The organism is Melioribacter sulfuriphilus, assembly GCF_052656625.1.
This window is the reverse complement of the sequence record NZ_JBQXXK010000003.1, coordinates 106,757-132,808: the sequence shown is the minus strand read 5'-3', so window position 1 is coordinate 132,808 and position 26,052 is coordinate 106,757. Positions and strand designations below refer to the sequence as shown.

General features: G+C 34.8%; 30 protein-coding genes and 1 tRNA gene. 9 read left to right on the top strand and 22 right to left on the bottom strand.

Going from position 1 to position 26,052, the window contains the following annotated elements; translation table 11 throughout:
- The first annotated feature begins 46 nt into the window (after nt 1-46).
- The 5 genes from ACUN8G_RS04345 (at nt 47) to ACUN8G_RS04325 (ending at nt 1,748) form a co-directional block, all read left to right on the top strand.
- Nucleotides 47-544, top strand: a complete 498-nt coding sequence (locus ACUN8G_RS04345) for a hypothetical protein (RefSeq protein WP_437345902.1) — start codon at nt 47-49, stop codon at nt 542-544.
- Nucleotides 541-813: a hypothetical protein gene (locus tag ACUN8G_RS04340; protein ID WP_437345901.1), complete on the top strand. Its 273-nt coding sequence runs from the start codon at nt 541-543 to the stop codon at nt 811-813. The genes ACUN8G_RS04345 and ACUN8G_RS04340 overlap by 4 nt, the downstream gene beginning before the upstream one ends.
- Nucleotides 810-1,235, top strand: a complete 426-nt coding sequence (locus ACUN8G_RS04335; protein ID WP_437345900.1) for a type II 3-dehydroquinate dehydratase — start codon at nt 810-812, stop codon at nt 1,233-1,235. The genes ACUN8G_RS04340 and ACUN8G_RS04335 overlap by 4 nt, the downstream gene beginning before the upstream one ends.
- Before the next feature lie 64 nt (nt 1,236-1,299).
- Nucleotides 1,300-1,674: a MerR family transcriptional regulator gene (locus ACUN8G_RS04330; protein ID WP_437345899.1), complete on the top strand. Its 375-nt coding sequence runs from the start codon at nt 1,300-1,302 to the stop codon at nt 1,672-1,674.
- Nucleotides 1,675-1,748: transfer RNA gene (locus ACUN8G_RS04325), tRNA-Pro, on the top strand.
- A gap of 117 nt (nt 1,749-1,865) precedes the next feature.
- On the opposite strand, the gene ACUN8G_RS04320 is transcribed toward ACUN8G_RS04325, so the two are convergent.
- From ACUN8G_RS04320 to ACUN8G_RS04310, 3 genes are all read right to left on the bottom strand, one after another.
- Nucleotides 1,866-2,303, bottom strand: a complete 438-nt coding sequence (locus tag ACUN8G_RS04320; protein ID WP_437345898.1) for a hypothetical protein — start codon at nt 2,301-2,303, stop codon at nt 1,866-1,868.
- Nucleotides 2,304-2,312: 9 nt separating this feature from the next.
- Nucleotides 2,313-2,957: a S24 family peptidase gene (locus ACUN8G_RS04315; protein ID WP_437345897.1), complete on the bottom strand. Its 645-nt coding sequence runs from the start codon at nt 2,955-2,957 to the stop codon at nt 2,313-2,315.
- Between the two features lie 151 nt (nt 2,958-3,108).
- Nucleotides 3,109-4,008 carry a hypothetical protein gene (locus ACUN8G_RS04310; protein ID WP_437345896.1) on the bottom strand — a complete coding sequence of 300 codons (900 nt, stop codon included), beginning with the start codon at nt 4,006-4,008 and terminating at the stop codon, nt 3,109-3,111.
- A 271-nt stretch (nt 4,009-4,279) separates the two neighbouring features.
- Here ACUN8G_RS04310 and purF point away from each other — a divergent pair, with 271 nt between their 5' ends.
- The 4 genes from purF to ACUN8G_RS04290 are packed head-to-tail and all read left to right on the top strand — an operon-like array spanning nt 4,280 to nt 8,218.
- A complete protein-coding gene (gene purF, locus ACUN8G_RS04305) occupies nt 4,280-5,785 on the top strand; it encodes an amidophosphoribosyltransferase (RefSeq protein ID WP_437345895.1) in 1,506 nt (501 codons plus the stop codon).
- Between the two features lie 20 nt (nt 5,786-5,805).
- Entirely contained in the window at nt 5,806-6,387 is a 582-nt protein-coding gene (locus ACUN8G_RS04300; protein WP_437345894.1) for a CDP-alcohol phosphatidyltransferase family protein, read from the top strand.
- Nucleotides 6,374-7,303, top strand: a complete 930-nt coding sequence (ftsY, locus tag ACUN8G_RS04295; RefSeq protein WP_437345893.1) for a signal recognition particle-docking protein FtsY — start codon at nt 6,374-6,376, stop codon at nt 7,301-7,303. Before ACUN8G_RS04300 ends, ftsY begins: the two co-directional genes overlap by 14 nt.
- Nucleotides 7,304-8,218 carry a diacylglycerol/lipid kinase family protein gene (locus tag ACUN8G_RS04290; RefSeq protein ID WP_437345892.1) on the top strand — a complete coding sequence of 305 codons (915 nt, stop codon included), beginning with the start codon at nt 7,304-7,306 and terminating at the stop codon, nt 8,216-8,218. It abuts the gene before it with no gap.
- 242 nt (nt 8,219-8,460) lie between these two features.
- Here the strand turns inward: ACUN8G_RS04290 and ACUN8G_RS04285 are convergent, their stop codons facing one another.
- The 19 genes from ACUN8G_RS04285 to trpS are packed head-to-tail and all read right to left on the bottom strand — an operon-like array spanning nt 8,461 to nt 25,991.
- Entirely contained in the window at nt 8,461-9,312 is an 852-nt protein-coding gene (locus ACUN8G_RS04285; RefSeq protein ID WP_437345891.1) for a 3-hydroxyacyl-CoA dehydrogenase family protein, read from the bottom strand.
- A 16-nt stretch (nt 9,313-9,328) separates the two neighbouring features.
- Nucleotides 9,329-10,153: a PSP1 domain-containing protein gene (locus ACUN8G_RS04280; protein ID WP_437345890.1), complete on the bottom strand. Its 825-nt coding sequence runs from the start codon at nt 10,151-10,153 to the stop codon at nt 9,329-9,331.
- Nucleotides 10,154-10,155: 2 nt separating this feature from the next.
- A complete protein-coding gene (locus ACUN8G_RS04275; protein WP_437345889.1) occupies nt 10,156-11,280 on the bottom strand; it encodes a DNA polymerase III subunit in 1,125 nt (374 codons plus the stop codon).
- Nucleotides 11,261-11,491 (bottom strand): DUF2795 domain-containing protein, encoded by a 231-nt coding sequence (locus ACUN8G_RS04270; RefSeq protein WP_437345888.1) that lies wholly within the window; start codon nt 11,489-11,491, stop codon nt 11,261-11,263. Before ACUN8G_RS04270 ends, ACUN8G_RS04275 begins: the two co-directional genes overlap by 20 nt.
- 13 nt (nt 11,492-11,504) lie before the next feature.
- Nucleotides 11,505-12,419 (bottom strand): M23 family metallopeptidase, encoded by a 915-nt coding sequence (locus ACUN8G_RS04265; RefSeq protein ID WP_437345887.1) that lies wholly within the window; start codon nt 12,417-12,419, stop codon nt 11,505-11,507.
- A 59-nt stretch (nt 12,420-12,478) separates the two neighbouring features.
- A complete protein-coding gene (gene hprK / locus ACUN8G_RS04260) occupies nt 12,479-13,489 on the bottom strand; it encodes an HPr(Ser) kinase/phosphatase (protein ID WP_437345886.1) in 1,011 nt (336 codons plus the stop codon).
- The gene (hpf, locus tag ACUN8G_RS04255; RefSeq protein ID WP_437345885.1) at nt 13,489-13,791 is read right to left on the bottom strand and encodes a ribosome hibernation-promoting factor, HPF/YfiA family; all 303 of its coding nucleotides are present in this window, start codon (nt 13,789-13,791) and stop codon (nt 13,489-13,491) included. Before hpf ends, hprK begins: the two co-directional genes overlap by 1 nt.
- Nucleotides 13,788-14,696, bottom strand: coding sequence for a tyrosine-type recombinase/integrase (locus ACUN8G_RS04250; RefSeq protein ID WP_437345884.1), 909 nt, complete (start codon nt 14,694-14,696; stop codon nt 13,788-13,790). The genes hpf and ACUN8G_RS04250 overlap by 4 nt, the downstream gene beginning before the upstream one ends.
- A gap of 11 nt (nt 14,697-14,707) precedes the next feature.
- Complete coding sequence (gene topA, locus ACUN8G_RS04245; RefSeq protein ID WP_437345883.1) at nt 14,708-16,918, bottom strand: type I DNA topoisomerase; 2,211 nt, start codon at nt 16,916-16,918, stop codon at nt 14,708-14,710.
- Nucleotides 16,919-16,929: 11 nt separating this feature from the next.
- A complete protein-coding gene (locus ACUN8G_RS04240) occupies nt 16,930-17,409 on the bottom strand; it encodes a DUF494 family protein (RefSeq protein ID WP_437345882.1) in 480 nt (159 codons plus the stop codon).
- Nucleotides 17,402-17,839: an rRNA maturation RNase YbeY gene (gene ybeY / locus ACUN8G_RS04235; RefSeq protein WP_437345881.1), complete on the bottom strand. Its 438-nt coding sequence runs from the start codon at nt 17,837-17,839 to the stop codon at nt 17,402-17,404. The genes ACUN8G_RS04240 and ybeY overlap by 8 nt, the downstream gene beginning before the upstream one ends.
- Nucleotides 17,840-17,847: 8 nt before the next feature.
- Nucleotides 17,848-18,381: a gamma carbonic anhydrase family protein gene (locus ACUN8G_RS04230; protein ID WP_437345880.1), complete on the bottom strand. Its 534-nt coding sequence runs from the start codon at nt 18,379-18,381 to the stop codon at nt 17,848-17,850.
- A complete protein-coding gene (locus ACUN8G_RS04225; protein WP_437345879.1) occupies nt 18,371-19,966 on the bottom strand; it encodes a S41 family peptidase in 1,596 nt (531 codons plus the stop codon). The genes ACUN8G_RS04230 and ACUN8G_RS04225 overlap by 11 nt, the downstream gene beginning before the upstream one ends.
- Nucleotides 19,967-19,968: 2 nt before the next feature.
- Entirely contained in the window at nt 19,969-21,438 is a 1,470-nt protein-coding gene (gene lysS, locus ACUN8G_RS04220; protein ID WP_437346145.1) for a lysine--tRNA ligase, read from the bottom strand.
- A 51-nt stretch (nt 21,439-21,489) separates the two neighbouring features.
- Nucleotides 21,490-22,980 carry a D-alanyl-D-alanine carboxypeptidase/D-alanyl-D-alanine endopeptidase gene (dacB, locus tag ACUN8G_RS04215; RefSeq protein WP_445480907.1) on the bottom strand — a complete coding sequence of 497 codons (1,491 nt, stop codon included), beginning with the start codon at nt 22,978-22,980 and terminating at the stop codon, nt 21,490-21,492.
- On the bottom strand, nt 22,949-23,662 hold the full coding sequence (locus ACUN8G_RS04210) for a pseudouridine synthase (protein ID WP_437345877.1): 714 nt from the start codon (nt 23,660-23,662) through the stop codon (nt 22,949-22,951). The genes dacB and ACUN8G_RS04210 overlap by 32 nt, the downstream gene beginning before the upstream one ends.
- On the bottom strand, nt 23,643-24,299 hold the full coding sequence (gene scpB / locus ACUN8G_RS04205) for an SMC-Scp complex subunit ScpB (protein ID WP_437345876.1): 657 nt from the start codon (nt 24,297-24,299) through the stop codon (nt 23,643-23,645). Before scpB ends, ACUN8G_RS04210 begins: the two co-directional genes overlap by 20 nt.
- Nucleotides 24,292-25,011 (bottom strand): segregation and condensation protein A, encoded by a 720-nt coding sequence (locus ACUN8G_RS04200; protein ID WP_437345875.1) that lies wholly within the window; start codon nt 25,009-25,011, stop codon nt 24,292-24,294. Before ACUN8G_RS04200 ends, scpB begins: the two co-directional genes overlap by 8 nt.
- Nucleotides 25,011-25,991, bottom strand: coding sequence for a tryptophan--tRNA ligase (gene trpS, locus ACUN8G_RS04195; protein WP_437345874.1), 981 nt, complete (start codon nt 25,989-25,991; stop codon nt 25,011-25,013). The genes ACUN8G_RS04200 and trpS overlap by 1 nt, the downstream gene beginning before the upstream one ends.
- Nucleotides 25,992-26,052 lie beyond the last annotated feature (61 nt).

Genomic DNA, 26,052 nt, shown 5'->3' with positions numbered 1-26,052 from the left:
TATTTTTTAATCCGAAAAATAGATAATTTTTTTCCGGATTACATCGATGAAAATAAAAATTTTTACTTCAATTGTAGCTCTCTTTTATCTACTATGGATGTGCGGGGTGATGTCAGACTTACTAATTTCGTTCCAGCTTTTCGAAGCAAAGGGACTTGTATTAAAAGAAATATTCAGTCGTACTGATTTATCTGTATCTTTACTTTTGCTTACTCCAGCAATTTCTTTGAAATTAATCGGTTATCCTTTTTTAGTTATATCAATAATTCTCTATTTACTTTTCACGAAACCTAAATTGAAAAAAGAAGGCTGGTTGTTGATTATTTTGTTGTTAATTATAATTACCGCTCCCTTCAACATTTATTTATTATACAAAGATTATGATCTTTTAATGGAGATACTTAACATTGCTCCTGCAACCCAAACAATCGCACATTTGAGAGAAAGGTTTATTATTCTTGGGGGATTTCCATTAATTAATCTATTTGTAAATTTAGCAATATTATTTCTTGCCACTTTAAAACCTTTGCAAAAGACGACATGAAAATAAAAGAGAAAGAGTTTGAAAACATTTTACAGGATTTAAAACAGATAGCACTTCAGATGGGAGCTAAAGTACGTTTCGAAAGGGGAGACTTTAAAGGCGGTTATTGTATAATGAAAGAAGACAAAATAATTGTAATTAATAAACTTTCGTCGTTACAAAAAAAAGTGCTCATTCTATCAAATGCACTGAAAGAGCTGGGAGTTGACGAAGTTTATCTCACACCCCGAATGAGAGAAATAATTGAACAATTGAGTGACAATACATGAAAATACTTGTAATTAATGGGCCTAATCTCAACCTCTTAAAATTGCGAAATCCAGATTTCTATGGCAATAACGATCTGACATCAATTGAAAGCACACTTCGCAACCGTTTCCCTGAAATCGAATTCGAATTTTTTCAATCGCCCGACGAATCGAATATTGTTAATAAAATCAACAATTCAACTGAATTTGACGGCATATTGATTAATCCGGGCGGGTATTCACATACAAGCGTTGCAATACGGGATGCTCTCGAAATTTGTAAACTACCTAAAGTTGAAGTCCATTTATCGAATATCCAGAGTCGCGATAGTTTCAGAAAAGTATCTTTAACTGCGGGAGTCTGCGACGGCTATATAAGTGGATTTAAAACACTAAGTTATCTTTTAGGAGTTTACGCTCTGATAGATTTAATTAACAAATAAATTTAATCTTGCTAATTTTATGTATTTACGTTATTTTACTTCGAGCATGTAAAAAGGTAAATGCATGAAAGATTTCGGTCTCAAAAAGTTATATTATTCTATTAGTGAGGTAAGTAAAATAACCGGTTTAGAGCAATATATTCTTAGATACTGGGAAACTGAATTCGAACAGCTTAAACCGAGCAAGAACAGGGCGGGTAACCGTATTTATACAAATAAAGACATAAAGTTAATATTAGAAATAAAAAAATTACTCCGTGAAGAAAAATATACGATTGAGGGAGCAAAAAAAATTCTTTCTGGATTGAATAAATCGCATGAAAAAGATAACTTTGCAGTTCAAAATGATGCAGTTACCGACACGCATGAGAAACGAGAGTTAAAAGAAGATCTGGAAACAATAAAAAAATTTTTAATAGAATTGAAAGAAAAATTGTAACGGAACGTAGCGCAGCCCGGTAGCGCACTTGAATGGGGTTCAAGGGGTCGCGGGTTCAAATCCCGCCGTTCCGACTAATTCTTTTATTTTTTAATTAAGTCCACTTTATTGAAGAATCTTCCTCTATTTTAAAAAAGCGGAGCCAGTAAAACAGACTCCGCTTCATTAAATAAACACCCCTTAAACTCATTCTAGAACCATGCGCTTAAACCTAAGCCATACCCGAATGTATATTTTTTATTGTGAAGTACTAAAAAATTAACAGTAAGCATATAGAGAGCTTTTTCTGTTGTGAAATTTAGGCCAAATCCGCCTGTGAACTTCAATCCATCTTTTATAGACGAAAATCCTTCGTCGTTCAATAGCATTGCGCCTGCATTTAGATTAAATAACTTTTCCGCATATAGCAATTTTATACTGGTAGCAGTGAGTTTGTAATCTCCATAACCTGTATCGTCTTTTTTACCGTATCCGACTGAAGTTAGAATTCCATAGTTAGATTTTAATAACCCGATATTAAAGCTTGTAATTTCTGGATTGGTAAGATAATCCGCACCGAATCCGATTTTGATATCCTGTGCACTTAGTAGAAAGGGGAAGAATGCAATGAAAATAAATAATTTTTTCATTTTTTCCTCCTAAATATTGTTTTTAATGATTTTTACTACCCGGTAACTAAGAAGAATATCTTTTAGCTGAACTGGAAAGGGCTCGTATTTGTAATTATCGCTATAGAGCAAAGCGAGGTCGTCGCTTATTTTTTTGTATCGTTTTATTAATTGACGGCCATCTCGCAAAATAGTGATTATGATATTGTTGTTATGGATTGGTTCGTCCATGTCAACAAAAACATAATCACCGTCGCTTATTGTCGGGTGCATTGAATCGCCCTCTGCCTTTACAAAAAAGCATCTTTCTTCTTTTTTGTAAGTAAATGCAACTTGTCCAATGACGTTTTCATCATTGAACAGATTTTCGGGGGATAGTGAATTGATGTGTGCCAATAGGGGGTACCCTCTATTGTTTGAATATATGATTTTGTTGATATCATGTTCATTTTTTGGTGGCAGCTTTTTGTAAGTAATGTTATTAATATTTGAATCGTCAATAGAGATGTTCAAAGCCTGTTCAATTTTATGTATAGTATTAGGAAATGGTCTTTTTGTCTGGCCTCTAAGTACACGCATTATGTTCGAGTGGCCGATTTTAGCAATTTTTGATAATTCATAAGGACTAAGCCTTAGTTCACGTAATAAATTATTTAGAAATGCATCCCACCCCATTTTTCCCTCTTTATTTTATTCTTGTTTAATTTGCCCTCATTTAACATTTATTTTGTACAAGAAACTATTTTTTGTAGGAGCCCTTTTTAAAACCAGTTTGTTCTTTAAGAACTTTATGCCCAGCTAATATTCTTTTAATAACTTTCTAATTTCATTTAACATTATTTATAATCGAGTAAAATTGTTTCATATTATAATCAATTTCCTTTCTGATTTTTATGGAGTCGGCGAGTCTGGAAATTTCTTTATCGTATTTAAGCTCATTTAGAAATTTTTCCAGGTCTTCTTCTGCATTACGGTTATATTTACTATTTATAAAATTGTTTACCAATTTCACAAATTGCCTGAAAGAGTCCTCATATAATCTCATCATATAATAAATTATTTCTTCCTCTAAAATAAATCTGAGTATCATGTCAAATTTATTTTTTTCAACTATCTCATTGGCAGTTTCAGTTATTAAATTGAGGGAATTAATATATGCACTATCCTTATTTAATTTATAATCGAGAAATTTATTTAACTCATGCGATACAAAATCAATATAAAGACTTCCGGCAATGAGAACTCCATAAGGGGACAATTTCCAACTGTGAAAAAAATGATCACGATCAGAACGAAGCATTCCCAATCTTCTCAATTCATTTGAAGCAAATCTTGTATTTGTAATAAAGCGCTGAGCTCCTGTCCTTGTCTTGGCATAATCACCCGGTCGCAAAAAATCTTTTAATTCTTTCATAAAAGAAATACTCATATCAAGAACATTCATTTCATTATTGTAATTTTTAAATAAATACATCAAGAGGGGAATTATAAGATGAAATTTAGAGAATGCATTACTATGGCTGAATAGTTCTTCGTACTTCTTAATCTCGGGGTCTTCATAGTAATCGTGTCTAAAGTCGATAATTCCGAGTGTGGCCTTTAAATACCAGGATTGATATTCGAGTAGCCGAAGCAAGCGATTAATTTCCTGTAAAAGCCTTTCGTCTTTGCTCTTTTTATAAATCAGTGTAAGTTCATTAATTGAATTAATTAATTCTGAATTCATAGCTTCAACGTATTTATTTGAAATTTCACTGCTATCGAAAATTCACATAAAAAATGGGAGTATATACAGATATATTAAATTATCTGTAATTGTTAATTATAAATTAAAATTAAGAAGTAATTTGTGCAAGAAAAATTATAATGAATCAATTAACATAATTTTTTGCAATGGAAGCGACTGATTTTCAATGAAGTCCATTCTACTTATCTTTATTATGTGTTAAGTATGTGTTATATTTTGTGGTACAATTCAAACAAAAAGATACGAAAAAATGCAAGATAGACATATTGAGATTAATACGTTGCATGATAAGCCACAATGTCACTGCGGTATTTTTGGTATATACGGATGTAAAGATGCAGCAGTAAAAACTTATTATGGACTTCATGCTTTGCAACATCGAGGACAGGAAGGAGCCGGTATTGTAACATCGACATATAATCAAAAAGGGCAAAAAGTATTTCGGTATCATAAAAATTTTGGATTAGTTTCCGAAGTTTTTAATGACCAGAATTTATTCGAAAATGTATTGACAGGAGTATGCGCAATAGGGCATAATCGATACTCAACGACAGGTTCAGCAGATTCTAAAAAAAATATTCAGCCCTTTGTAGTCAATTACCGCTCGGGCAATTTAGCACTTGCACATAATGGCAATCTAACTAATGCGAAAGAATTAAGACAAAAGTTAGTTGCCGAGGGAGCAATTTTCCAGACTACAAGCGACACTGAAGTAATTCTTCATTTAATTGCCAGGAGCAAATACGACGACCAGATAGATCAAATTCGGGATGCACTACAACAAATTAAAGGAGCATACTGTCTGGTCATTATGACAGACGACAAACTGATCGCAGCCCGTGATCCTCATGGATTCAGACCTTTGGCTGTTGGAAAAAAAGGAAATGCTTTCATAATTGCATCTGAAACTTGTGCCCTCGATATAAATTCCGGTGAATATATACGCGACGTTGAGCCAAACGAAATTCTTGTTATTGATGAAGAAACTCTGGAAAAGGGAACCTTTAAATCCTTTTCGATCTTTCCCGAAAAAAACTCAAAAAAGCATTGTGTTTTCGAATATATCTATTTCTCACGTCCCGATAGCAAAATATTCGGTACAAATGTCGACAAAATAAGACGCAAATTGGGCAAAATTTTGGCAGAAAAACATCCAGTCAAAGATCCGGATGGAGAAAAAGTAATTGTAATTAGCGTTCCTGATAGTTCTAACACTGCTGCAATTGGATACCAAAGTCAATTAGCTAAAATGGGAATTCCTTCAAGATTAGAAATAGGACTGATACGTAGCCACTACGTTGGTCGAACATTTATACTACCAGGACAAAAAGCCCGTGAAATTGGCGTAAAAATTAAGTTCAATACTGTAAAAGGTGTACTTGAAAATAGAACAATTGTGCTTGTCGACGATTCGATTGTACGTGGCACAACTTCGAAACAATTAGTACACTTGCTCCGCGAAGCAAATCCAAAATCGATTCATTTGAGAATTTCTTCACCACCAATTGTCAGTCCGTGCTATTATGGTATGGATTTCCCGTCACAATCAGAATTGATTGCATACAAATACAAAAGTGACGTAGAAGCAATAAGAAAATTCTTAGAAGTCGATTCACTTGAATATATGACAGTAGACGAAATGCTTCAATCAATGGTAGACCATGAACCATCAGACTTCTGTACAGCCTGTTTTACTGGTGTTTATCCTGTAACAGTAGAAATGGGTATAAGTAAAGAAGAATATGACATTGTATAACAATTAGTTATATAAATTTTATGAACAATAATATAGCTAATAAATTAAATATTTTTACATTACCAAATCTATTTAGTTTTTTACGGTTACTTACTGCAATCCCATTGTTCATATTATTATCGAATATTGAGACAGCTACAAATCGATATTACGTACTACTTTTAATTTTTATCGACTTTCTTACAGATATACTTGATGGTTATATTGCTCGAAAATACAACAAGATAAGCGAATTCGGTAAAATTATTGACCCCTTAGCCGATAAAATTGTTATATTTGTCATAATTTTGCAACTTTACCGACATGAATATATTGTGCCACTTTATTTCTGGACAGTAATTTTACGCGATCTACTTATTTTCTCTGGAGGAATTGTCGTATCCCAAATAATAAAAAAAGTGCTCCCATCTAATCTACTAGGGAAAATTACTGCATTCTCAATTGGCATTTATTTGCTCCTTGTAATTGCAGGTTGTGAAATTACTTTTTTTTATAAGACGATATTTTATTTAAGTCTCTTACTTTGTTATCTCTCTTTAATCGGTTATTCTATTCGAGCATATGAATCAATTAAATGGTACAAAAAAAATGAAGCTATTTAAAAACATAAATTTCGGTAAACTAAAAGAGGGTTTGTCCAAAACACGCGATAATTTGCTCAATAAAATATCAGAAACTATTAGTGGCAAGGCAAAAGTTGACGAAAAGACACTCGAAGAACTCGAAGAAATATTGATAACAAGCGACATTGGCTCTCAAATTGCCGAAGAAATAATCGAAAAAGCAAGGGCACTTTTTAAAAAAGAATCTGACAGGTCTGCTGAAAACTTCCAGAAAATAATAAAAGAAGAACTTGAATCGTTGTTAAATCAGGTAAATATTAATGGAGAAATTGATTTATCAAAAAAACCTTATGTAATTGTTATAATTGGTGTTAATGGTTCAGGTAAAACTACTACTATAGGTAAATTGGCTTATAATTTTAAGAAGTCTGGTTTGAAAGTGAAAATTGGTTCTGCTGATACTTTTAGAGCAGCAGCAAATGATCAGCTCGAAATATGGGCAAAGAAAGCTGGAGTTGACATAATCAGTACGAATTCAAAAGAACCTTCGGCAGTGGCATTTGATACGATAAAATCCGCTCAAAAAGACGGTACAGATATTGTTATTATCGATACAGCCGGTAGATTACATACACAAAAAAATCTAATGGATGAACTCAACAAAATTCATCGCGTTATTAACAATTTGCTCCCTTATGCTCCCAACGAAGTGCTGATGGTTCTTGATGGTACAGCTGGTCAAAATGCGGTTCGTCAAGTTGAGGAATTTGAGAAATATACAAAACCTACGGGAATAATCATCACTAAACTTGACGGTACAGCAAAAGGTGGTGTCATTTTTAGAATAATAGCAGAGAAAAAAATTCCGGTTAAATATATCGGCGTAGGAGAGGGAATCGAAGATTTACAGGATTTTTCACCTAAAGAATTTATTGAAGCAATGTTTGGTAATTAAATGAATAACAAGCATCAATATTTATTTATTATTAATCCTGTTGCTGGCAAAGGAAAAGCTCTCAGTTCACTCTACAAGATAAAAGAGTTTCTTTTTCGCAAAAAGGTTGAACATCATATCGAGATATCAGAATTTCCTGGACATATTGTAAATCTTGTAGAAAAATTATCGAAAAATTTCACACATCTAATTTCTGTAGGCGGCGATGGAACTCTTAATGAAGTAATAAATGGTATAAACCCGGAATCAAATCTATCCTTAGGTGTTTTACCTCTTGGTACAGGTAATGATTTTGCAAGAAATTTAAACTTAGATAAAAATATTGATAAAAATCTAAGTCTGATTTTTAACTCTACAACAGTAAAGAATTTCGATATCGGTAATGCAAAAATTAAAGAAGATAACAGAGAAATTAATTTCCGATTTATCAACAGCTTAGGTATTGGTTTTGATGCACTGGTAGCAAAATTAAACCAGAGATCCAAACGTTTAAATGGAATTGTTTCTTATATTTTTGCAGTCATTGTCGGTTTAATGAATTATCAACCTTTAGATGTAGAATTAAAATCGGATTCGAAGCAGATAAATGGTAAAAAATTATTAATAACTATTGGCAATGGTCAAACTTCCGGGGGTGGATTTTATTTGACTCCAAATGCAAAAATTGACGACAATTTACTCGATATTTGTGTAATTGATCATATGGCAAAGCTTAAAATTCTCCGCAAACTGCCATTGGCAGTAATGAACAAACTTGAATCGGCAAAAGAGGCAATTTTTTTTAATTCAGATAAGATCAATATTAAACTAAAGAGGCCTTATTATGTACATGCTGACGGCGAAATTATATCCGAGCGAGCATCAGAGATTAATGTAACGATATTAAAAAACAAACTAAAAATTATCTCAAATTGAGTGTTGGTATGTTAATTAAAAAGCCAAAACATAAGGATTTTGAGTATATACCGCGGTTTTATAACCCCGAAGAAGACCGCGAGGAACGTTTAAAAAGGCGCCTCGGTTTTAATCGCAGCAGAAAATTTAAGAAAAAAGGGAGGAGTCCTTTAATCTGGCTGGTATTATTAATATTAGTTATTTATTTATATTACAGATTCAGTAATTTATAAAAATTAGTTTACATAATATACATTATGTGCTCATTCGTATTTATAAAATCCTTCACCTGATTTTCGTCCTAATTTACCGGCGGCAACCATTTTTTTCAGCAACGGACACGGTCTATACTTGGAATCGTTAAATCCTTCATATAAAACTTCCATTATCGAAAGACATACATCTAAGCCAATAAAATCAGCAAGCTCCAGCGGTCCCATTGGATGATTCATTCCCAATTTCATTATTGAATCGATATTTTCTGCAGTAGCCACACCTTCATAGAGAGCAAAAATTGCCTCGTTAATCATTGGTATTAACACTCGATTACTAATAAAACCTGGATAATCGTTGACCTCAACAGGTATTTTACCAAGATTTTTTGCCAATTCTATTACATAATTTGCCGTTTTATCTGAAGTTTCGTATCCTCTGACAACTTCAATTAGCTTCATAACTGGAACGGGATTCATAAAATGCATACCAATAAAATTAGCTGCTCGACTTTTAGGTGCTAATGCTGTTATTGAAATAGAAGATGTATTTGTAGCAATTATTGCATCACTTTTAATGAAATTTGTTAACTCATTATAAATACTTGTTTTAACATCATAATTCTCTACCACTGCTTCGATAATTATATCAGTTGCTAGATCAATTTTATCAATTCTATCGATAGTGTTAATTCTTTGCAGAGCCTCAATTTTTTCATTTTCGTTAATTATATTCTTTTTAATCTGTCTATCCATATTTTTTGAAATAGCATCGATAGCTTTATTCAATATGGTGTTATTAAGATCACATAATTGGACTCTATATCCATTTAAGGCCAAAACGTGCGCAATCCCTGAGCCCATAGTTCCTGCACCAACTACGGCTGTTAATTTTGAAGACATATTTTTCTCCAGTTATTTATTCTACTTCAAAAGAGAGGCAACATTTGAGTTTGCCACAAGGACCACTCAATTTTCCTAAACTTGACATTAAATTTTGTTCGGTGGCAAGCTGAGTTGTAATTTTTCTAAAATTATTCAAAAAGGATGTGCAACAGAATTCCCTGCCACACGTTCCGATTCCCCCTATTTCCCTGGCTTCGTCTCTTACGCCAATTTGACGTAATTCAATACGTGTTTTAAATTCTGCTGCCAGTGTTTTAGCTAATTCTCTGAAGTCGATTCTTCCATCAGCAGTATAGAAAAAATAGAGTTTTTTTCTGTCAAACTGGTAATGAATTTTAACGAGTTTCATTTCAAGGTTATGCTGTGCAACTGCATTTTTAAAAACCCCGACAGCTTTTTCTTCATCTTTTAAATTTCGATTGAGTTTTTGTACGTCTTCATCATTCATTTTTCTAATAACAACGGGTAGATCTTCACCGTAAAGACCTGCAGAACTCCGTTTTATACGAACAATTTCCCCGATTGCTTTAACTTGAGCAACTTCGAGATCTTCATTTTGCTTAACGATAACAAAATCGTATGGATAGACCTGTAGACCATTTTCGACCACGCAATACTCACAATTAAGTAAACCGTCGCAATCGATTTCTATAATATTGCGCTTATCGAGCGGTGCGTGAGAAGAAAATTCTCTTGTGCAATTGAAGCAACTATGATACGTACTGGCATGAAATTTACTTATTACGATTGACTGGTAAAATGGAATATTTCCATTTGACGAACTTAATTTATCCGTATTATTTAACTCTAAATTGAGAGAACGATTTATATAAATCAATTTTAATTCCTCATTGACAATGAAGCTAATTCAAATATAAGATTAAGAGTTATCACATTCAAGTTCGAATTTCTGGATAGCCCTTTTTCATATTCGGTTAAATTTTCAAATACCTTTTCTACCTGAGCTTCAGGAAATTTTTCGTTGAATTTAATCAATGTATCACGAAATTCTTCATAATAATAATCATTGTACGAATAACGATTGCGTATTAAATCGTTTAGCCAGACTTTGATAAGTGAAATTATCAGTGTCAGTTCTTCCACATTTTTCGAGCTGACAATTTTATTGATGTATTCAGTAGTTGTGTAAAACTTGCGTGCAATAGAATATCGTAAAATCGATATCACTGTCTCAAGCAGAAATTCGATATCGTATTCAATCAGTTTTAGTGCCGTGTGGATTGAACCGCCAGAAAAATGTGCGGCTCGACGAGCATTGTCGTCTTCTATGTCAAATTTACTTTTTAATATCTCGACCACACTTTTTTCACTCAATGGCTGGAATTTAATTTGCCAGCATCGGGATTGAATTGTCGGTAGCAATAAATCAATATTACTTGTAATAAGAATAAAGACGAGTCCTTCTGGAGGTTCTTCCAGGCTTTTTAGAAGCGCATTCTGGGCTTGTTCATTCATTAAATGAGCATCCAGAATAAATATAAATCTGTAAGGAATATCATGATAATCAACGCTTATAAATTTTTTTATTTCACGGATGCTGTTTATTTTAATTGTATTAGCATCATCTATATTTAATTTATGGTAAGGATTTTCAATTAGTTTTTCAATTTCTGATTGTAAGTTTTCAATTTGATTTTGGGTAAGCTTGGAAGTGGGAGAATCTTCAGGAGTTTCTCCTTTGCCTCTTGGAAGAGGTGTTATTAACTTGATATACGGTTCTCTTAACTTATCTATTTTTTCTAAGTGGTGACCATCAGAAGTAATTTCTTTATAAATTGATTTGGCAAAATTTATTGCGGTATTAAACTTACCTACACCTTCTGAGCCATAAAAAATCAAGGCGTGTGGTACACGCCTTGATTTAATAAATCTTGTTAATATTTCTTTGGCTCTGGTTTGTTCGTAGACATCCTCCCACATGTTATCAGGATTTATATTCTTCATCGTCGTTATAAAAGAAATCTTCATCTGTTGGATAGTCAGGCCATATATCTTCAATTGATTCGTATGGCTCATCTGTATCTTCTAATTCCTGCAGGTTCTCAATAACCTCAATAGGAGCACCAATACGTTCGGCATAGTCAATGAGCTCCTCTTTCGTAGCGGGCCACGGTGCATCGTCTAAATATGATGCTAATTCAATGGTCCATATCATATAGCTATCTCCTCTATTTTTTTACAAATTCAAATAAATCCAAGTCTTCATAAATAAAATTCAATGGATTTAAAGGAACATCATTATGTCTAACTTCGTAGTGTAAATGAGGACCGGTTGATAAGCCTGAATTCCCAGAATAGGCAATCAGGTCGCCTCGTTTTACCTTTTGACCAATTTTTACTTTAGTCTTCATTAAATGAGCATAAATTGTTTTATAACCGAAGCCGTGATCAATTTCAAGTGTTAATCCGTAACTGCCTCGATTGCCTTCAAAAATTACAGTACCATTACCCGGTGCATAAATTTTTGTGCCGACGTCCGTGATAATATCCACACCGCTATGCATTCTTTTAACCTTTAAAATCGGGTGCATCCTTAAACCAAAATCGTCTGCAATTGTTCCCGAGCATGGTTTTATTGCAGGAATTGAGGCAAACAACACTTCGTTTTCTTTTAGTTTTCTGACAATTTCATTGTAATTATTACGCTCAGAATTTAGATTGTTTTCAACTTTGTTGACCAGTTTATCAAGATTTTTTACGAAACTTGTTATTGACGATGGATCGTTAGTTGTAATTGGAGTAAAGGCAGCTCCTCCTGTGCCAAATACACTGCTGTCGATTTCAAGATTTGCAGTCAGTCGCAATGAATAGCTTAAATCTTTCAATTCTTTAACCCTTTTATCGAGTTCAACGTATTTTTCAGTCATCATTTCAAGTTTTGACCGCAACAGTGCATTGTCTTTTTTCAATTTTCTGATTTCTGAATCTGGGTTAATAAACTCGTTAACAACAAGGTAAGTTCCAAAAATAAAGAAAGATATTACGACCGATAAGAAGGCCACTAAAAACAGGAACTTTTTGTAGAAGTTTTCGACTTCTACAAACTTAAGCTTAGATTTTGAAAAGTAGTAAAATTTTTTCATAATAATTTATTTGTGTGTCGAAAATAATAAAACCATTATCGGGTGTCAAGTAGAAAAGGCTATTCAAAATCGTGCTCGAAATAATCGACCGTACGGTCGTAATCTTCGCCTTTTTTACGAATTTGATCCTCTATTCTTTTTTGTAAGACTTTTGCTGCGTCGTAACCGTAGTGCTTCAGTAAATAATTAATAGCAATAATTTCTGAAATCACGGTAATATTCTTTCCCGGAATTATGGGAAGTTTTATATACGGTATTTCGATGTCGAGAATTTTAATGAACGAATCCTCGAGTCCCGTACGTGTATAATCGATTTTATCGTCCCATATTTCGAGCTCAACAACTACTTCAAGACGTTTTTGATATCGAATAGCGCGCACACCAAACATACTCCGAATATCGATAATTCCGATGCCTCTTAATTCCATAAAATGTTTAACCAGGTCGGTCCCCGAAGCCATCAGAATTCCTTCCCCCTTTTTAGTTAAAATTACGACATCATCGGCAACGAGTCTGTGTCCCCTTTCGACAAGATCGAGTGCAACTTCGCTTTTTCCAATACCTGATTTACCGGTGAACAAAATACCGACACCGTAGACATCGACAAGCGAACCGTGTACTGTTATGCGTGGCGCAAATTGGTCGTCGAGGAAATCTCCAAGTAAATAAATTAATTTCGTTGTAGTATAATCTGAACCAAAAATGGGAATGTTAAATTCGTTTGCGAGCTCAATCATTTCCGGCGAAGGAAGATTGCTATTTGTTATTATTATACAAGGAATTTCGAATTTGAAAATGCGGTTTAATGAATTCCTCCTTTCTTCTTTCGATAAACTGTGGAGATAGCTCATTTCCGTATTTCCAAAAACCTGAATTCGGCTATAAGCAAACAGGTCTAAAAAACCTGCAAGTGGTAAACCCGGACGATGCAGATTCTGGTCTTTAATTTTTCTTTCAAAACCGACCCGCTCGTTGAGCAAACGTAATTTGAATTTTTCTTTTGTCTTTTTGAAAAAGAAATCAACGGTTATATATTCTTTTCTTGAGATATTTCTATCGTCAAGTTTCATTATTTTTTCCTTGCGTTCCTTTGTGTCTTAATCTTTTGGAGTTGACGTATCAATTTTTCGACTGCAGCAGATACCGATTTTTCAAAGTCGTCACTGGAGTGCGAAACAGATAACGTTTTACCCGGTATTTGTGCAATTATTTCAGCAGTTTTTATACTGTCCTCTGGTTTTGTATAGCTCAATATGACGTCGACGTCCAGGATCTCGTCGTAAAATTTTTCTGCCGACTTGATTTCCTCTTTGATGAAATTCTTCAAGGAATCTTTTGCTCTGAATTTACGCGATGTAATTTTAATATTCATAACGACTCCTTTTTTGATTTTGGATGAGCTTGTTTATAAATTTTTTTTATCCTCTCGATACTGACGTGCGTATAGATTTGAGTGGTAGAAAGATTTTCGTGCCCGAGAAATTCTTTAACAGCAAGAAGGTCAGCATAGTTGTCAAGCATATGAGTAGCTGAACTATGTCTGAAAATATGTGGACTTTTGCGTTTTAATTCGTAACCACTCAATAATTTTCTAACGAGGCGGTAAATATAAAACCTATCCACTGGCTTACCATTTAATGTAATCAAAAAGTCATTACTGTTTTTTGATTCCATATTATCGATATATTCTTTCAAAATTTGATATGTTTTTGCGCCGATCGGGACGTACCTTGTTTTGGAACCCTTACCAAATACTTTAATAGTTTTATTGCTAAGGTCAACATCTTTCAGTTTTAGCGATGTCAGTTCAGAAACCCGAAGAGCACATCCATATAAAAGTTCTACAATTATTTTATAAGTCCTTCTTACCATTTCGTCTTCATCTATTGTATCAATTTTGGAAATGATATCTTCATAAAATGAGGCACTTATTGTTTCAGGCAGTTTCCTTTTGACTTTCGGATTGGATATTTTCTTTATCGGATTAGATGCTATTAAATTATTCTTTAAAGCAAATTGAAAAAGTTTGCGCAATGCCGATAGCTTACGAGCCACCGAAGTTTTGCTAATTCCCTTTTCATTTAACCTGACAAGGTAATTACGAAGATGTCTTCCGGTAATTTTATCCAGAGACGAAACACCTAATTCATCGCAATATTCGACAAATTGATTTAAATCAGTGGAATATGCGTCGACGGTATTTTGAGATACCCGATTGACTCCCGACATTTCGGACAGCAATTTGCCAACGATATTATTTATTTTTTCATAGGACATAAAATTATGAGTTAGTCGTTGTCGACCTCTTCCTCTTTAGGAAGCTTCCATGTTGCATATTCACAATCGGGATATCTGCTACAGCTGTAAAAAATTCGACCACGTTTAGTCCTTTTAGGAATCAATTCTCCTTCGCCGCATTCCGGACATTTAATACCAGTTGTAATTTGTTCTGTATAATCGCATTCAGGATAGTTTTCGCAACCGATAAAACGGCCATATTTGCTTTCGCGGTAAAGAGTTCTACCTCCACATTTTGGACATGTATTGCCTGTATATTCGGGCTCGTTGTTTGAATTACTGATTTCTTTAAGAGATTTAATGTTTTTACATTCGGGGTAATTTGTACATGCAAGAAATTTTCCATACCTGCCAATTTTCACTTCCATGTCTGAACCGCACTTTTCGCACTTAATTTTTTCGAGCTTCGATTCCACTTTAGCAAGCGTTTCAGAAAAAGGTTGATAAAAATCTGTAAGAACCTGTACATAATCATTTTCTCCCTCGGCAATCGAGTCGAGTTCATCTTCCATTTTTGCTGTAAAGCCTACATCGAAAATGTTCGGAAAATTCTTTACTAAAATATCGTTTACTTTTTTGCCGAGTTCCGTTGGCACTAATTTACGGTCTACACTTTCAACATATTTTCTATCGAGTATAGTGCCGACAATTAAAGCGTAAGTGCTCGGTCGTCCTATGCCTTTATTTTCCAATTCCTTTATTAAACTACTTTCTGTATAACGAGCCGGTGGTTTTGTAAAATGTTGATTCGATTTTAGATCTACCAGATTAAGGATTTGGTTGCTATTGAGTCCTGCTGGTATTTTTATATTTTTCAGGTCATCTGTATCATTGTTTTCTTCGTTGCCGTTTGAATCGTCGTATACTTTAAGAAAACCGTCAAATAATAAAGTTGAACCAGTAGCTTTAAAAACGAATTTATCGCCTATAACTGAAACTGTAGTATTCTCGAATACTGCCGGTTCCATTTGTGAGGCTATGAAGCGATTCCAGATCAATTCATAAAGTTTGTACTGTGAAGAATCAAGATACGGTTTAACATATTCTGGTGTATATTTAAGTGAAGTTGGACGAATTGCTTCGTGAGCATCCTGCACATTTTTATTTTTAGAAAGATAAGTTCTCGGGGAATCGGGTAAATATTCGTCGCCATATTGAGTTCTGATATAATGACGTGCATCGTTTAAAATTTCATCGCTCATACGAGTTGAGTCGGTTCTCATATAAGTAATTAAACCTGTAAGACCTTCATCACCGATCGACACCCCTTCGTAGAGTTGCTGTGCAAGCATCATAGTGCGGCGAGGTCGAAATCGGAGTCGCTTCGATGCTTCAACCTGTAAAGTACTCGTGATAAATGGAGGCGACGGATTCCTTTTCGTCTGGCGTTTATTAATTTCGGAAATCTTAAATTCCTTTACGCTTTTGATTTCCGAAATAATTTTATCTGCTATCTCTCTGGAATTGATGGCAAAGTTTTTCTTCAAAAATTCTTCCCATTCTTTATCCGTCATTTCGGGTTTGGGTTGAATTTTTAATTGCCTCCCTTCGATTTCAAATAGTTTTGCCGAGAATTCTTCTCCCCTGTCGGTTTTGAAAACGGCGATAATTGACCAGTATTCAGTCGAAATAAATTTATCAATTTCCTCTTCCCGCTCGCAAATTAATCGAAGCGCAACCGACTGCACTCTTCCAGCTGAAAGTGAACTTCCATATTGGTCGATAACAGCTTTCCAGAGAAATGGACTTACCTGATACCCGATAATACGATCCATCACACGGCGGGCTCGTTGAGAACTGACCAATTTATCGTCAATCTGAAGAGGATTTTCGAGAGCTCTATTTACGGCATTTTTTGTTATTTCGTTAAATAATACGCGCCGCACTTTGGCTCTGTCCTCCTTGTTTAAAATATCGACCACGTCCTGAGCTATTGCTTCACCTTCGCGGTCGGGGTCAGTTGCAATATAAATATTTTTCGACTTCGCCGCTAAATTCTTAATTCTCTTAATTATATCACTTTTGCCGCGAATCGTCACAAATTTGGTTTTAAACTGGTCTTCTACATCAATTCCCAGTTTACTCTTTGGTAAATTTTTAATATGTCCTATCGTAGCTTCGACAATATATTTATTACCTACATATTTATTAATCGTCTTAGCTTTTGAAGGGGATTCAACAAGAATAAGATCTTTGCTCATAATTTTTCACCTTAATTGACGTAGTCGGAAGTATAAAGCAGAATTCGACTGCCGGGTGGAACGTCGGATTCGAAATCGACAAGAGACAGAAGAACAATCCAGTTCAATTCGTTTCTACTTATTTTATTTTCCGGAAACATCGAAATCTGTTCGAGAATATCTTCGAGAGTAGTAGGAGTTATTAATCCTACGTTTATTAAATGCATTAGATAATTATAATTCTCCACGCCCAGAGCATCTTTCTCTTCTTCAGTAAGAAATCTGAAGCTCTTTCTAAACCTATTAATTCCAGCTTTTTCTTCGAGCATTTGAAAACTGTTTTGGAGAATTATTTTATCATAAATAAGACTGAAGGCAATATTGAGAGTCTGTTTGTCGTACTTTTTCTTTTCAGTAAAATATTTATTCAATTCTTCGAGCGACTTACCTTTACCAAGTCCTTCCAGAATTTTAGATATAATTTCAATTACTTCGGGTTTCATATTATCCATAAATCAAACTTCCTAAAATTTTTGCCTTTTTAACATAAAAATCTTCTTTAAGTTTCATTTTTTTTCGCAATGCTGGTGTTCCATCGTCATATCCGATTAAATGCAAAATACCGTGGATGAGAAGCCTTTTTAATTCATCATCAAAGGAAACTCGATATTTTTTGGCGTTTTCTTCGGCAACATTATAAGAAATAAATATTTCACCGTCAATAATAGAACTACTTTCCGAATAATTTAATGAAATAACGTCGGTAGCATAATTATGGTTCAGATATTTTTTATTTAATTCAACGATTGAGCTTATATCCACTATACTTATTTCAAGATTAATTATTTTTAGACCGTTATCGTCTTTTAATAATTTAATAATTCTATGAATAACTTTTTTTGAAATTTTATAAGACGTGTATACATAAACATTTCTGAGCAATTTTACACCTAGATATGATTATTAAGAGATTCTGCTGAAATTCTGGCATACTCCTTATAATTACGAGCAGATTGATGGATCATCTCGATTTCTTCATCGGTCAGTTCTCTAACAATTTTTGCCGGCACGCCAGCGACGAGTTTACCTGATGGTACAACGAATCCCTGTTTAACCAGAGAGCCAGCGGCCACCATGGAATTTGTTTCGAGAATGGCTCCATCGAGTAGAATTGCTCCCATACCGACAAAACAATTTTCCTTAAGAATTGCTCCGTGTAGAATTGCAGCGTGTCCGATTGTTACGTTATTTTCAATAATCAGTGGAAATTTTTGATTTGTAACGTGAAGAACCGAGCCGTCCTGAATATTTGTATTTTTTCCAATTCTAATGTAATTGACATCTCCGCGAATTACAACGTTGTACCACACGGAAGAACCTTCCTGTATTTCGACATCACCAATAATTTTAGCACCTGGAGCTACAAAAACATCAGGAGCAAGAATCGGATATTTTTCTTTGTAAGGATAGAGCTTAATTTCCATAAAAGCCTGGTAATTTAGTTGCTTCTTCAAAATACTTCAGTGCATTCTGAAATTGTCTGTCGATATTCAAAAGAACAGAATACCATCCTTTTTCTTTAAAGAGTTCACGCGCAACAAACGCCTTTAATATTCCAAGTAGAAATTTTCTGTTGTTTTGAAAATCTTTAGATGTAAATTTGATATTATTGTTTTTAGCAAACTGCAAGAATTCATTGATTTCTTTCGAGTCGAAATCGAAATTGCGCAAGAAATTATTCATATCTGAAGAGTAAAGATTTCTCAGTCTTTGTCCATTCCTATCGAGATAATTTCTTACAAATCGATAATAGATATTATTTTTTCGTAAATCAACCAGAAAGTCAGAACTCTTTTCGGCATCGATAATGATGTCGGGAGTAATGCCTCCGCCTCCAAAAACCTTACGCCCGTGTTTAGTATAAAAAATTACAGTAGAGCTATCTTCATAATTATGGTTGATATTAATCGAATCGGGTTCTTCTCTGTAATTAATTTGATTGTAATATTCTTCTCGATTCTTGTAATTTCTCTGGATCTCTCTTCCTGAGGGGGTATAATATTTTGAGACTGTAATTCGTAATGCGGAATTATCCGGTAGGACAAATTGTCTCTGAACCAGGCCTTTTCCAAAAGTTGTTTCACCGACAATCAAACCACGGTCCCAGTCCTGTATTGCACCAGCTACAATTTCGCTGGCAGAAGCCGAGCCACGATTAACCAGAATTATCAATGGTAATTTTTCGAATGGATAATTGCGACGTGCACGGAATTCTTCGTCAAACTCAGCATATCTTCCTTTAGTGTAGACAATCATTTTTGTACTGTCGATAAATAAATCAGCAATGTTAAAAGCTTGTGTAAGAAGTCCCCCCGGATTATTTCTCAAATCAAGAACAAGTTTTTCCATTCCCTCTTTACGCAGTCGATTGAGCGCTTCAATAACTTCCCTGGTAGAAGTTTCCGAAAAGCGTGTCAAATTGATATATCCAATATTGCCGTTATATAACAATGCAATGTCTACTGAATTTAAATTTATTCTATCCCTGACAATAGTAAAATCGATTGTTGAATTATTCGATGGTCTTAATACTGTAACACTCACAGGAGTTCCTTTTTTTCCTCTCAACAATTTAATTACATCGTCATTCGTCAGTCCAGTTGCGTCCTTGCCTTCAATTTTAATAATCCGATCGCCGGCTAAAATACCAACTGATTCGCTTGGACCTCCAGTTATTGGAGAGACTACAACAATAGTATCTTTCAGTATTTGAAATTCGATGCCGATACCTTCGAAATTACCTCTCATCTCTTCTTCTTCGTATGAGAATTCTTCAGGCGTTATATAAACCGAATGCGGATCGAGATTTTTAAGCATACCTTCGATTGCATTGTCAACCAATTCATTTTCATTGAGAGAATCGACATAGAAATAAGAAGTATACCTGTAAGCTTTTTCGAATTTATCCAGTTGAACATCTTTTAAAGGGAATAATAAATCGTCGAGTTTAACACCCACAAAAAATCCGAGAAGTATCGAAATTACTATCGCAGGAATAATTTTCTTCATTCTTAATTTTCCGGCTTCATTTGAGGAAACAAAATAACGTCTCGGATCGAAGGCTGATTTGTAAGTAGCATAACAAGTCGGTCAATACCAACTCCCAGTCCAGCTGTAGGAGGCATCCCATATTCGAGTGCTCTTACAAAGTCTTCGTCGATCTGGTGAGCTTCTTCATCGCCTTCTTCTCGCATTTTTGCCTGTTGTTCGAATCGTTTTTTCTGGTCGATCGGATCATTTAATTCGCTAAAGGCGTTACAAATTTCCCTGCCGAGCACAAAACCTTCAAATCTTTCTACCAATCCTTCTTTTGACCTGTGCTTTTTGGCAAGCGGCGAAAGTTCTAATGGATAATCGACAACAAATGTAGGCTGTATCAAAGAGGGTTGTATCGTTGCTTCAAATAGCTCATCGATTAACTTGCCTTTCGATTCACCTCCCTTAGGCTCTATACCTCTTTCTTTAAGTGCCTTTACCAGCTCGTTATAATCAGCTTTTAGTACGTCGATACCAGTAACTTTAAGCAATTCATCAACCATTGATATTCGCTTCCACGGAGGATTGAAATTAATTTCCGTACCTTCGATTTCAAATTGAGTTTTGCCGAATACATTATTGCACAGCTCTACTACCATCTTTTCAACAAATTCCATCATCCATTCGTAATCTTTATAAGCCACATAAAGCTCGAGCATTGTAAATTCAGGGTTATGCGTTTTGTCCATTCCTTCGTTTCTAAAGTCTTTCGATATCTCGTAAACACCGTCAAAACCACCTACTATTAAACGTTTTAAATAGAGCTCGTCTGCAATTCTTAAATACAAATCGATATCAAGGGCATTATGATGTGTAATGAAAGGACGAGCAGCAGCGCCTCCGTATAAAGGTTGCAGGATTGGGGTCTCTACTTCAGTCAAACCATTATCGTCCAGGTACTTTCTTATTTGCGTAATAATTTGTGCTCTTTTGATAAAAACATCTTTTACTTGAGGGTTAACAATCAAGTCTACATATCTTTGCCTGTATCTTAACTCTTTATCTGCAAATTGGTCATAAATAATCTTATTCCCGTTTTCATCAATAACTTCCTTGGCAATTGGAATAGGTCTTAAGGATTTGGCAAGTAGTTGATACGATTTTGAGTGTACGGAAATCTCACCCGTTTTAGTTTTGAATACAAATCCTTCCACTCCGATAATATCACCAATATCGAGTAGTTTAAAAATATCGTATATATCCCCCAGATCATCTTTCTTGAGATAAATCTGGATTCTGCCTTTGCTATCCTGAATATGAGCGAACGTAGCTTTTCCCATGCGCCTCAATGCCATAATGCGTCCCGCAACTTTTACATCTTTGCCTTCGTACCTTTCGTAATTTTGTTTTATATCGATCGAGTAGCTGTCGACATCATAGCTATATGCATAAGGTAAAATACCTCTTTTAATTAATTCTTCGAATTCTTCTCTTCTTCTCTTCATTAATGAATTATATTCTGCTTCGAGATTATGGTTTTCCACTTTTCCTCCGTATTAATTTCTAACAAAATTGACTAACTTGTTGCAAGCATTATCAATTATATAATTTACCAGATTAGATGATGACAGATAGTTATTAATAAATATAGAGAATGCCAGGATTTCGCCGGAAATGGTTTTAACATAGCCTGCAAGTGTTGATACACCGGGACTGTAACCCGGTTTTGCTCTTAAATTATTACTAGCATGAGTATTTTTCATACGATTTGCAAGAGTTCCATCAAAGCCCGCAATTGGTAATGAATTATAGAAATAGTCCGACATTTCCGATTTAAAGAGATAGGTCAAAAGATTGACAGTTTGACGCGGTGTTACAAGATTTATCCTCGACAAACCGGAACCGTCTACAAGATTTAGATTATCAACATTAATTCCGATGTCATTAAAAAGTTTTCTGCATGCGTCCAGACCATTCTCAGCCGAACCGTATCCATAGACTTCAAGTCCAATTGTTTTTAATAGTTGCTCTGAATAAAAGTTATTACTGTTTTTATTTGTTTCGTTGACTATTCTGTACAACGGAACCGATCGATGAATCAAGAGAGGAGTCATCTCGTCTTTTATAATAAATTTATCTGTCGTGTTGTAGTCGAGAATTTCTCCTTCAACCTGAATACCTCGAGCATTCAAAGTTTCTTTAAATAGTGTCATAAAATAGTATGCGGGTCCGCTAATTGAAATATTTTTAACTACTGGCTCGGATTTAATATTAATCAAACCGTTAATATAAATTACATTAGAGCCTCTTTCTCTCGTTACGTCGATTTCCGTTTCGCCATCTGTAGTTACTGCTTTGTTAATGATTTTAACATAATTTGTATTAGGAGAAATTTTATACTTAGCAGGGAATTTTAATTCGGACGGAGTGATTGTAATTTCAATAGAATTATCGTTAAAACTGAGAGCACCTGAGGGTGCAGCGAACCAATAACTTTCGTTATCCCACGCCCATCCCTCTCCCAGCGGTATATCGTCGAATGCGTGGTCGTCAAAATAAAGATTACCTTCTATCTTATTGATGCCTTTATTTAATAGCTGTTGAGCCCACTCTTCGAAAACTACCGTTGGAGCTCCGTTGTAAAATCGATTAGAAATCGATGGGTCGCCCGAGCCGGATACAAGCAAATCTCCTTTAAGAATGCCGTTCGTAATTTCGCCGTCGGTATAAATTGTTGTTTCATACGTAAAATTGGGTCCCAATATAAATAGTGCTGCTGCTGTTGTGAAGAGTTTAACAGTCGACGCTGGAATAAATAACTTGTCCGGATTTTTCTTGTAAATAGTTTCTCCGGACTTTAATGACCTAATAAAAACTCCTACAAAAGCATTATTCAATGCCGGGTCGTTAAAAGAATCGTCGAGCTGTTCTCTCAATTCTTTAATTGAATATTGCTCTTTCAACGAATCGTTCTGAGCATAGACAAAGCAAGATAAGAGCAATATCAGGAAAAGTCTAATTATCATAGGTTTTATAAACTTTTTCAATTTCGTTAATCGTAATTTCTCTATAAGATCCGTATGGAAGTTTTTCGATATTAAATATGCCGAAGCTTACTCGTTCGAGAGATTTCACAAAATAACCAAGCTGTCCGAACATTCTCTTTACAAAATGATTTCTGCCTTCTACGGTTGTTACTTCCACCATTTTTTTGTTTTTGTAATTGATGATTTTAATTTCTTCGAATTTGCTTTTTCTACCATCGAGATAAATTCCTTTCAACAATTTATCGGCGTGTTCTATAGACAACGGTTTATCGAGCGTGGCATGATAAACGCGTGGAATTTTTTTACTCGGATGCGTCAAGAAATTCGAAAAGTTACCGTCGTTAGTCAATATAAGCACGCCGGTTGTGTTGTAATCGAGTCTACCAACGGGAAAAATCTTGTATTTAGTTTTAATCAAATCAGTTACTTTTTTCCGATTCTTTTCGTCACTTGTCGTTGTAATAAAACCTCTGGGTTTATTGAGGAGGAAATAAACTTTTTTTTCGGGCTTAAGTTTTTCTCCATCGAGATAAACAATATCACTCTCAGGATCAACATAAAAACTAAAATCGGTAATGACATTACCATTTACTGAAACTCGTCCCATTTTAATGTATTCTTCCGATTTTCTTCTTGAGGAGATTCCGCATTCCGAAAGAAACTTATTCAATCGTATCTTCATCGTTTGTGCCTTCGTCGTTAATTTCATTTTCAAGTTCTTCTTCAATTTTGTTCATCATAATTCTTCGTTTTTGTTCCTGAAAATCTTCGTCTTTCATAATCTCTTCGATTTCACGTGGTTTCGGCAAATCGGTAAGACTATTCAGTCCAAAATATTTTAAAAATTCGTCCGTAGTACCGTAAAGAAGCGGACGCCCTACAGTATCAGCTCTCCCCTTGATGGTAATCAAATTCTTTTCGAGCAAAGTATTCAAAGTATAATCGGAATTCACACCGCGAATTGTTTCAAGTTCTGGCTTTGTAATTGGTTGTTTGTAAGCTATAATTGCTAAAGTTTCGAGAGCAGCTTGACTCAGTCGACGTTTACTCTTTTCTGTTGAAAGAAAGCCGACATATTTTGCATGGTCAGCTTTTGTGGCATAAATATAACCATTGGCAATTCTCAGGATCTTAAATGCATGGCCATTTTCTTCATATTTTTCATTGAGCAAATTAACAGCCGCATCGATTTCTTCGACAGAAATATCGGTATCCGCGCCGTCAATTTCTTTAATGGCATTGACAATTTCTTTAGCTGGCAAAGGTTCGTCAGAAGCAAAAATCAACGCTTCGATAACCGAATAATAGAGATTATCCATCAGAGAGCCCGTAGATTATAAAGTCATTAAAATTTGGAGATTCTTCAATACCGACCTGACCGGATTTAACCATCTCCAAAACTGCAATAAATGTAACAATAATCCTAATTTTGTTTACCATTTCTTTCATCAATTCATTGAATGTAATTCTCTTGTGCAACTTCACTTTTTTTTCAATATAATCGATCTGTTCTTCAATTGTAACATTCCATTTTTTAATTTCGTGAACGGGTTCTTCCTTCTTCGATTCAATTACTTTTTTGAAGGCTTTAATAAGATCATAGATGGAAATATTTTTTAACAAGACATCGAGATTAGCAGATTTTTCCTTTTCGTCGTACTCGAAATTACTACGGAAACTATAGTTTCTCATATTCGATTCCATAAAGCTAAATTCCTCAGTCATTTCTTTATATCTTTTATATTCGAGGAGTGCTTTTACGAGGTCAGCTCTTGGATCGATTTCTTCGCCTTTTTCGTCCACTTCTTTCGGAAGGAGCATTTTAACCTTTATCTGCATTAAAGTGGCAGCCATTAAAATAAAATCTCCAGCTATCTCGAGGTCGAGTTGCTGTAGCATTTTAAGATAGTCCATGAAGTCTTTGGTAATTTTCGATATTGGGATATCGTAAATATTAAGCTCGTCCCGTTTGATAAAAAATAGCAGAAGGTCGAGCGGTCCTTCGAATTGTGTAAGTTTGATTTTATACATTATCCGAATTTCATACTTGAATGAACTTCGTCCATCGTCTGTTGTGCCACAACTTTTGCTTTAGCTTCGCCATTGTGCAATATATCTTTTACCAGATCAATATTCTGTTCGTAATATTTCCGTTTTTCGATAATAGGTACGAGGAATTCATTAATTTTAGCAGCACATCTCGATTTACATTCCACACATCCGAGAGCGCCACTACGGCAATCTGCATCAATGCTTTCTGTTTCCTCAGGATTGAATCTTTTGTGATATGTAAATACCAGACAAACTTCTGGACGGCCTGGATCGTTTTTCCGTATTTTTAAAGTGTCCGTTACGGCTTTTCTTAATTTTGCATTGACAGTCTCTGGCTCGTCGGACAAAAGAATTGCATTTCCAATCGATTTCGACATTTTAGCATTGCCATCAAGTCCTGGTAAACGCGAAAAACTCGTAAGAAGTGGCTCCGGTTCCGGAAAAACCTCCCCGTATTGATTATTGAATTTCCTGGCAATTTCGCGTGTGATTTCGATATGCGGAACCTGATCCTCCCCTACCGGTACCAGTTCGCCTTTATATAATAAAATATCGGCTGCCTGCAAGACAGGATAACCAAGATGTCCATATACAACGTTTTCGATATTCAAATCGCGAATTTGCTCTTTTAATGTGGGATTTCTTTCCAGACGAGATTTTGTGATTAACATTGAAAAAATTAAATAAAGTTCGGCATGTTCTTTAATCTGGGATTGTCGAAAAAATGGACTTTTTTCTGGATCGAGTCCTGAGGATAGCCAGTCTATAACCATTTCAATTGTATTGTCATAAATATGTTCAGTGGATAAATCTGTGGTCAATACGTGATAATCGGCAATGAGGTGGTAACTTTCGTATTGATTTTGCAATTTAATCCAGTTTTCCAGAGCGCCTACAAAATGTCCAAGATGTAATTTGCCTGTAGGGCGCATACCGCTTAGAATTCGTTTATTAGCCATAATTTAGTTAGAATAAATTAATGAATATAGAGCACAAAAATAAAGAAAAAAAAGGAAACTT

Bases quoted from the DNA above. Each gene is read 5' to 3' on its own strand.
- ACUN8G_RS04345 (WP_437345902.1), top strand. From the start codon at position 47: ATGAAAATAAAAATTTTTACTTCAATTGTAGCTCTCTTTTATCTACTA.
- ACUN8G_RS04340 (WP_437345901.1), top strand. From the start codon at position 541: ATGAAAATAAAAGAGAAAGAGTTTGAAAACATTTTACAGGATTTAAAA.
- ACUN8G_RS04335 (WP_437345900.1), top strand. From the start codon at position 810: ATGAAAATACTTGTAATTAATGGGCCTAATCTCAACCTCTTAAAATTG.
- ACUN8G_RS04330 (WP_437345899.1), top strand. From the start codon at position 1,300: ATGAAAGATTTCGGTCTCAAAAAGTTATATTATTCTATTAGTGAGGTA.
- ACUN8G_RS04320 (WP_437345898.1), bottom strand. From the start codon at position 2,303: ATGAAAAAATTATTTATTTTCATTGCATTCTTCCCCTTTCTACTAAGT.
- ACUN8G_RS04315 (WP_437345897.1), bottom strand. From the start codon at position 2,957: ATGGGGTGGGATGCATTTCTAAATAATTTATTACGTGAACTAAGGCTT.
- ACUN8G_RS04310 (WP_437345896.1), bottom strand. From the start codon at position 4,008: ATGAATTCAGAATTAATTAATTCAATTAATGAACTTACACTGATTTAT.
- purF (WP_437345895.1), top strand. From the start codon at position 4,280: ATGCAAGATAGACATATTGAGATTAATACGTTGCATGATAAGCCACAA.
- ACUN8G_RS04300 (WP_437345894.1), top strand. From the start codon at position 5,806: ATGAACAATAATATAGCTAATAAATTAAATATTTTTACATTACCAAAT.
- ftsY (WP_437345893.1), top strand. From the start codon at position 6,374: ATGAAGCTATTTAAAAACATAAATTTCGGTAAACTAAAAGAGGGTTTG.
- ACUN8G_RS04290 (WP_437345892.1), top strand. From the start codon at position 7,304: ATGAATAACAAGCATCAATATTTATTTATTATTAATCCTGTTGCTGGC.
- ACUN8G_RS04285 (WP_437345891.1), bottom strand. From the start codon at position 9,312: ATGTCTTCAAAATTAACAGCCGTAGTTGGTGCAGGAACTATGGGCTCA.
- ACUN8G_RS04275 (WP_437345889.1), bottom strand. From the start codon at position 11,280: ATGAAGAATATAAATCCTGATAACATGTGGGAGGATGTCTACGAACAA.
- ACUN8G_RS04270 (WP_437345888.1), bottom strand. From the start codon at position 11,491: ATGATATGGACCATTGAATTAGCATCATATTTAGACGATGCACCGTGG.
- ACUN8G_RS04265 (WP_437345887.1), bottom strand. From the start codon at position 12,419: ATGAAAAAATTTTACTACTTTTCAAAATCTAAGCTTAAGTTTGTAGAA.
- hprK (WP_437345886.1), bottom strand. From the start codon at position 13,489: ATGAAACTTGACGATAGAAATATCTCAAGAAAAGAATATATAACCGTT.
- hpf (WP_437345885.1), bottom strand. From the start codon at position 13,791: ATGAATATTAAAATTACATCGCGTAAATTCAGAGCAAAAGATTCCTTG.
- ACUN8G_RS04250 (WP_437345884.1), bottom strand. From the start codon at position 14,696: ATGTCCTATGAAAAAATAAATAATATCGTTGGCAAATTGCTGTCCGAA.
- topA (WP_437345883.1), bottom strand. From the start codon at position 16,918: ATGAGCAAAGATCTTATTCTTGTTGAATCCCCTTCAAAAGCTAAGACG.
- ACUN8G_RS04240 (WP_437345882.1), bottom strand. From the start codon at position 17,409: ATGGATAATATGAAACCCGAAGTAATTGAAATTATATCTAAAATTCTG.
- ACUN8G_RS04230 (WP_437345880.1), bottom strand. From the start codon at position 18,381: ATGGAAATTAAGCTCTATCCTTACAAAGAAAAATATCCGATTCTTGCT.
- ACUN8G_RS04225 (WP_437345879.1), bottom strand. From the start codon at position 19,966: ATGAAGAAAATTATTCCTGCGATAGTAATTTCGATACTTCTCGGATTT.
- lysS (WP_437346145.1), bottom strand. From the start codon at position 21,438: ATGAAGAGAAGAAGAGAAGAATTCGAAGAATTAATTAAAAGAGGTATT.
- ACUN8G_RS04210 (WP_437345877.1), bottom strand. From the start codon at position 23,662: ATGAAGATACGATTGAATAAGTTTCTTTCGGAATGCGGAATCTCCTCA.
- scpB (WP_437345876.1), bottom strand. From the start codon at position 24,299: ATGGATAATCTCTATTATTCGGTTATCGAAGCGTTGATTTTTGCTTCT.
- ACUN8G_RS04200 (WP_437345875.1), bottom strand. From the start codon at position 25,011: ATGTATAAAATCAAACTTACACAATTCGAAGGACCGCTCGACCTTCTG.
- trpS (WP_437345874.1), bottom strand. From the start codon at position 25,991: ATGGCTAATAAACGAATTCTAAGCGGTATGCGCCCTACAGGCAAATTA.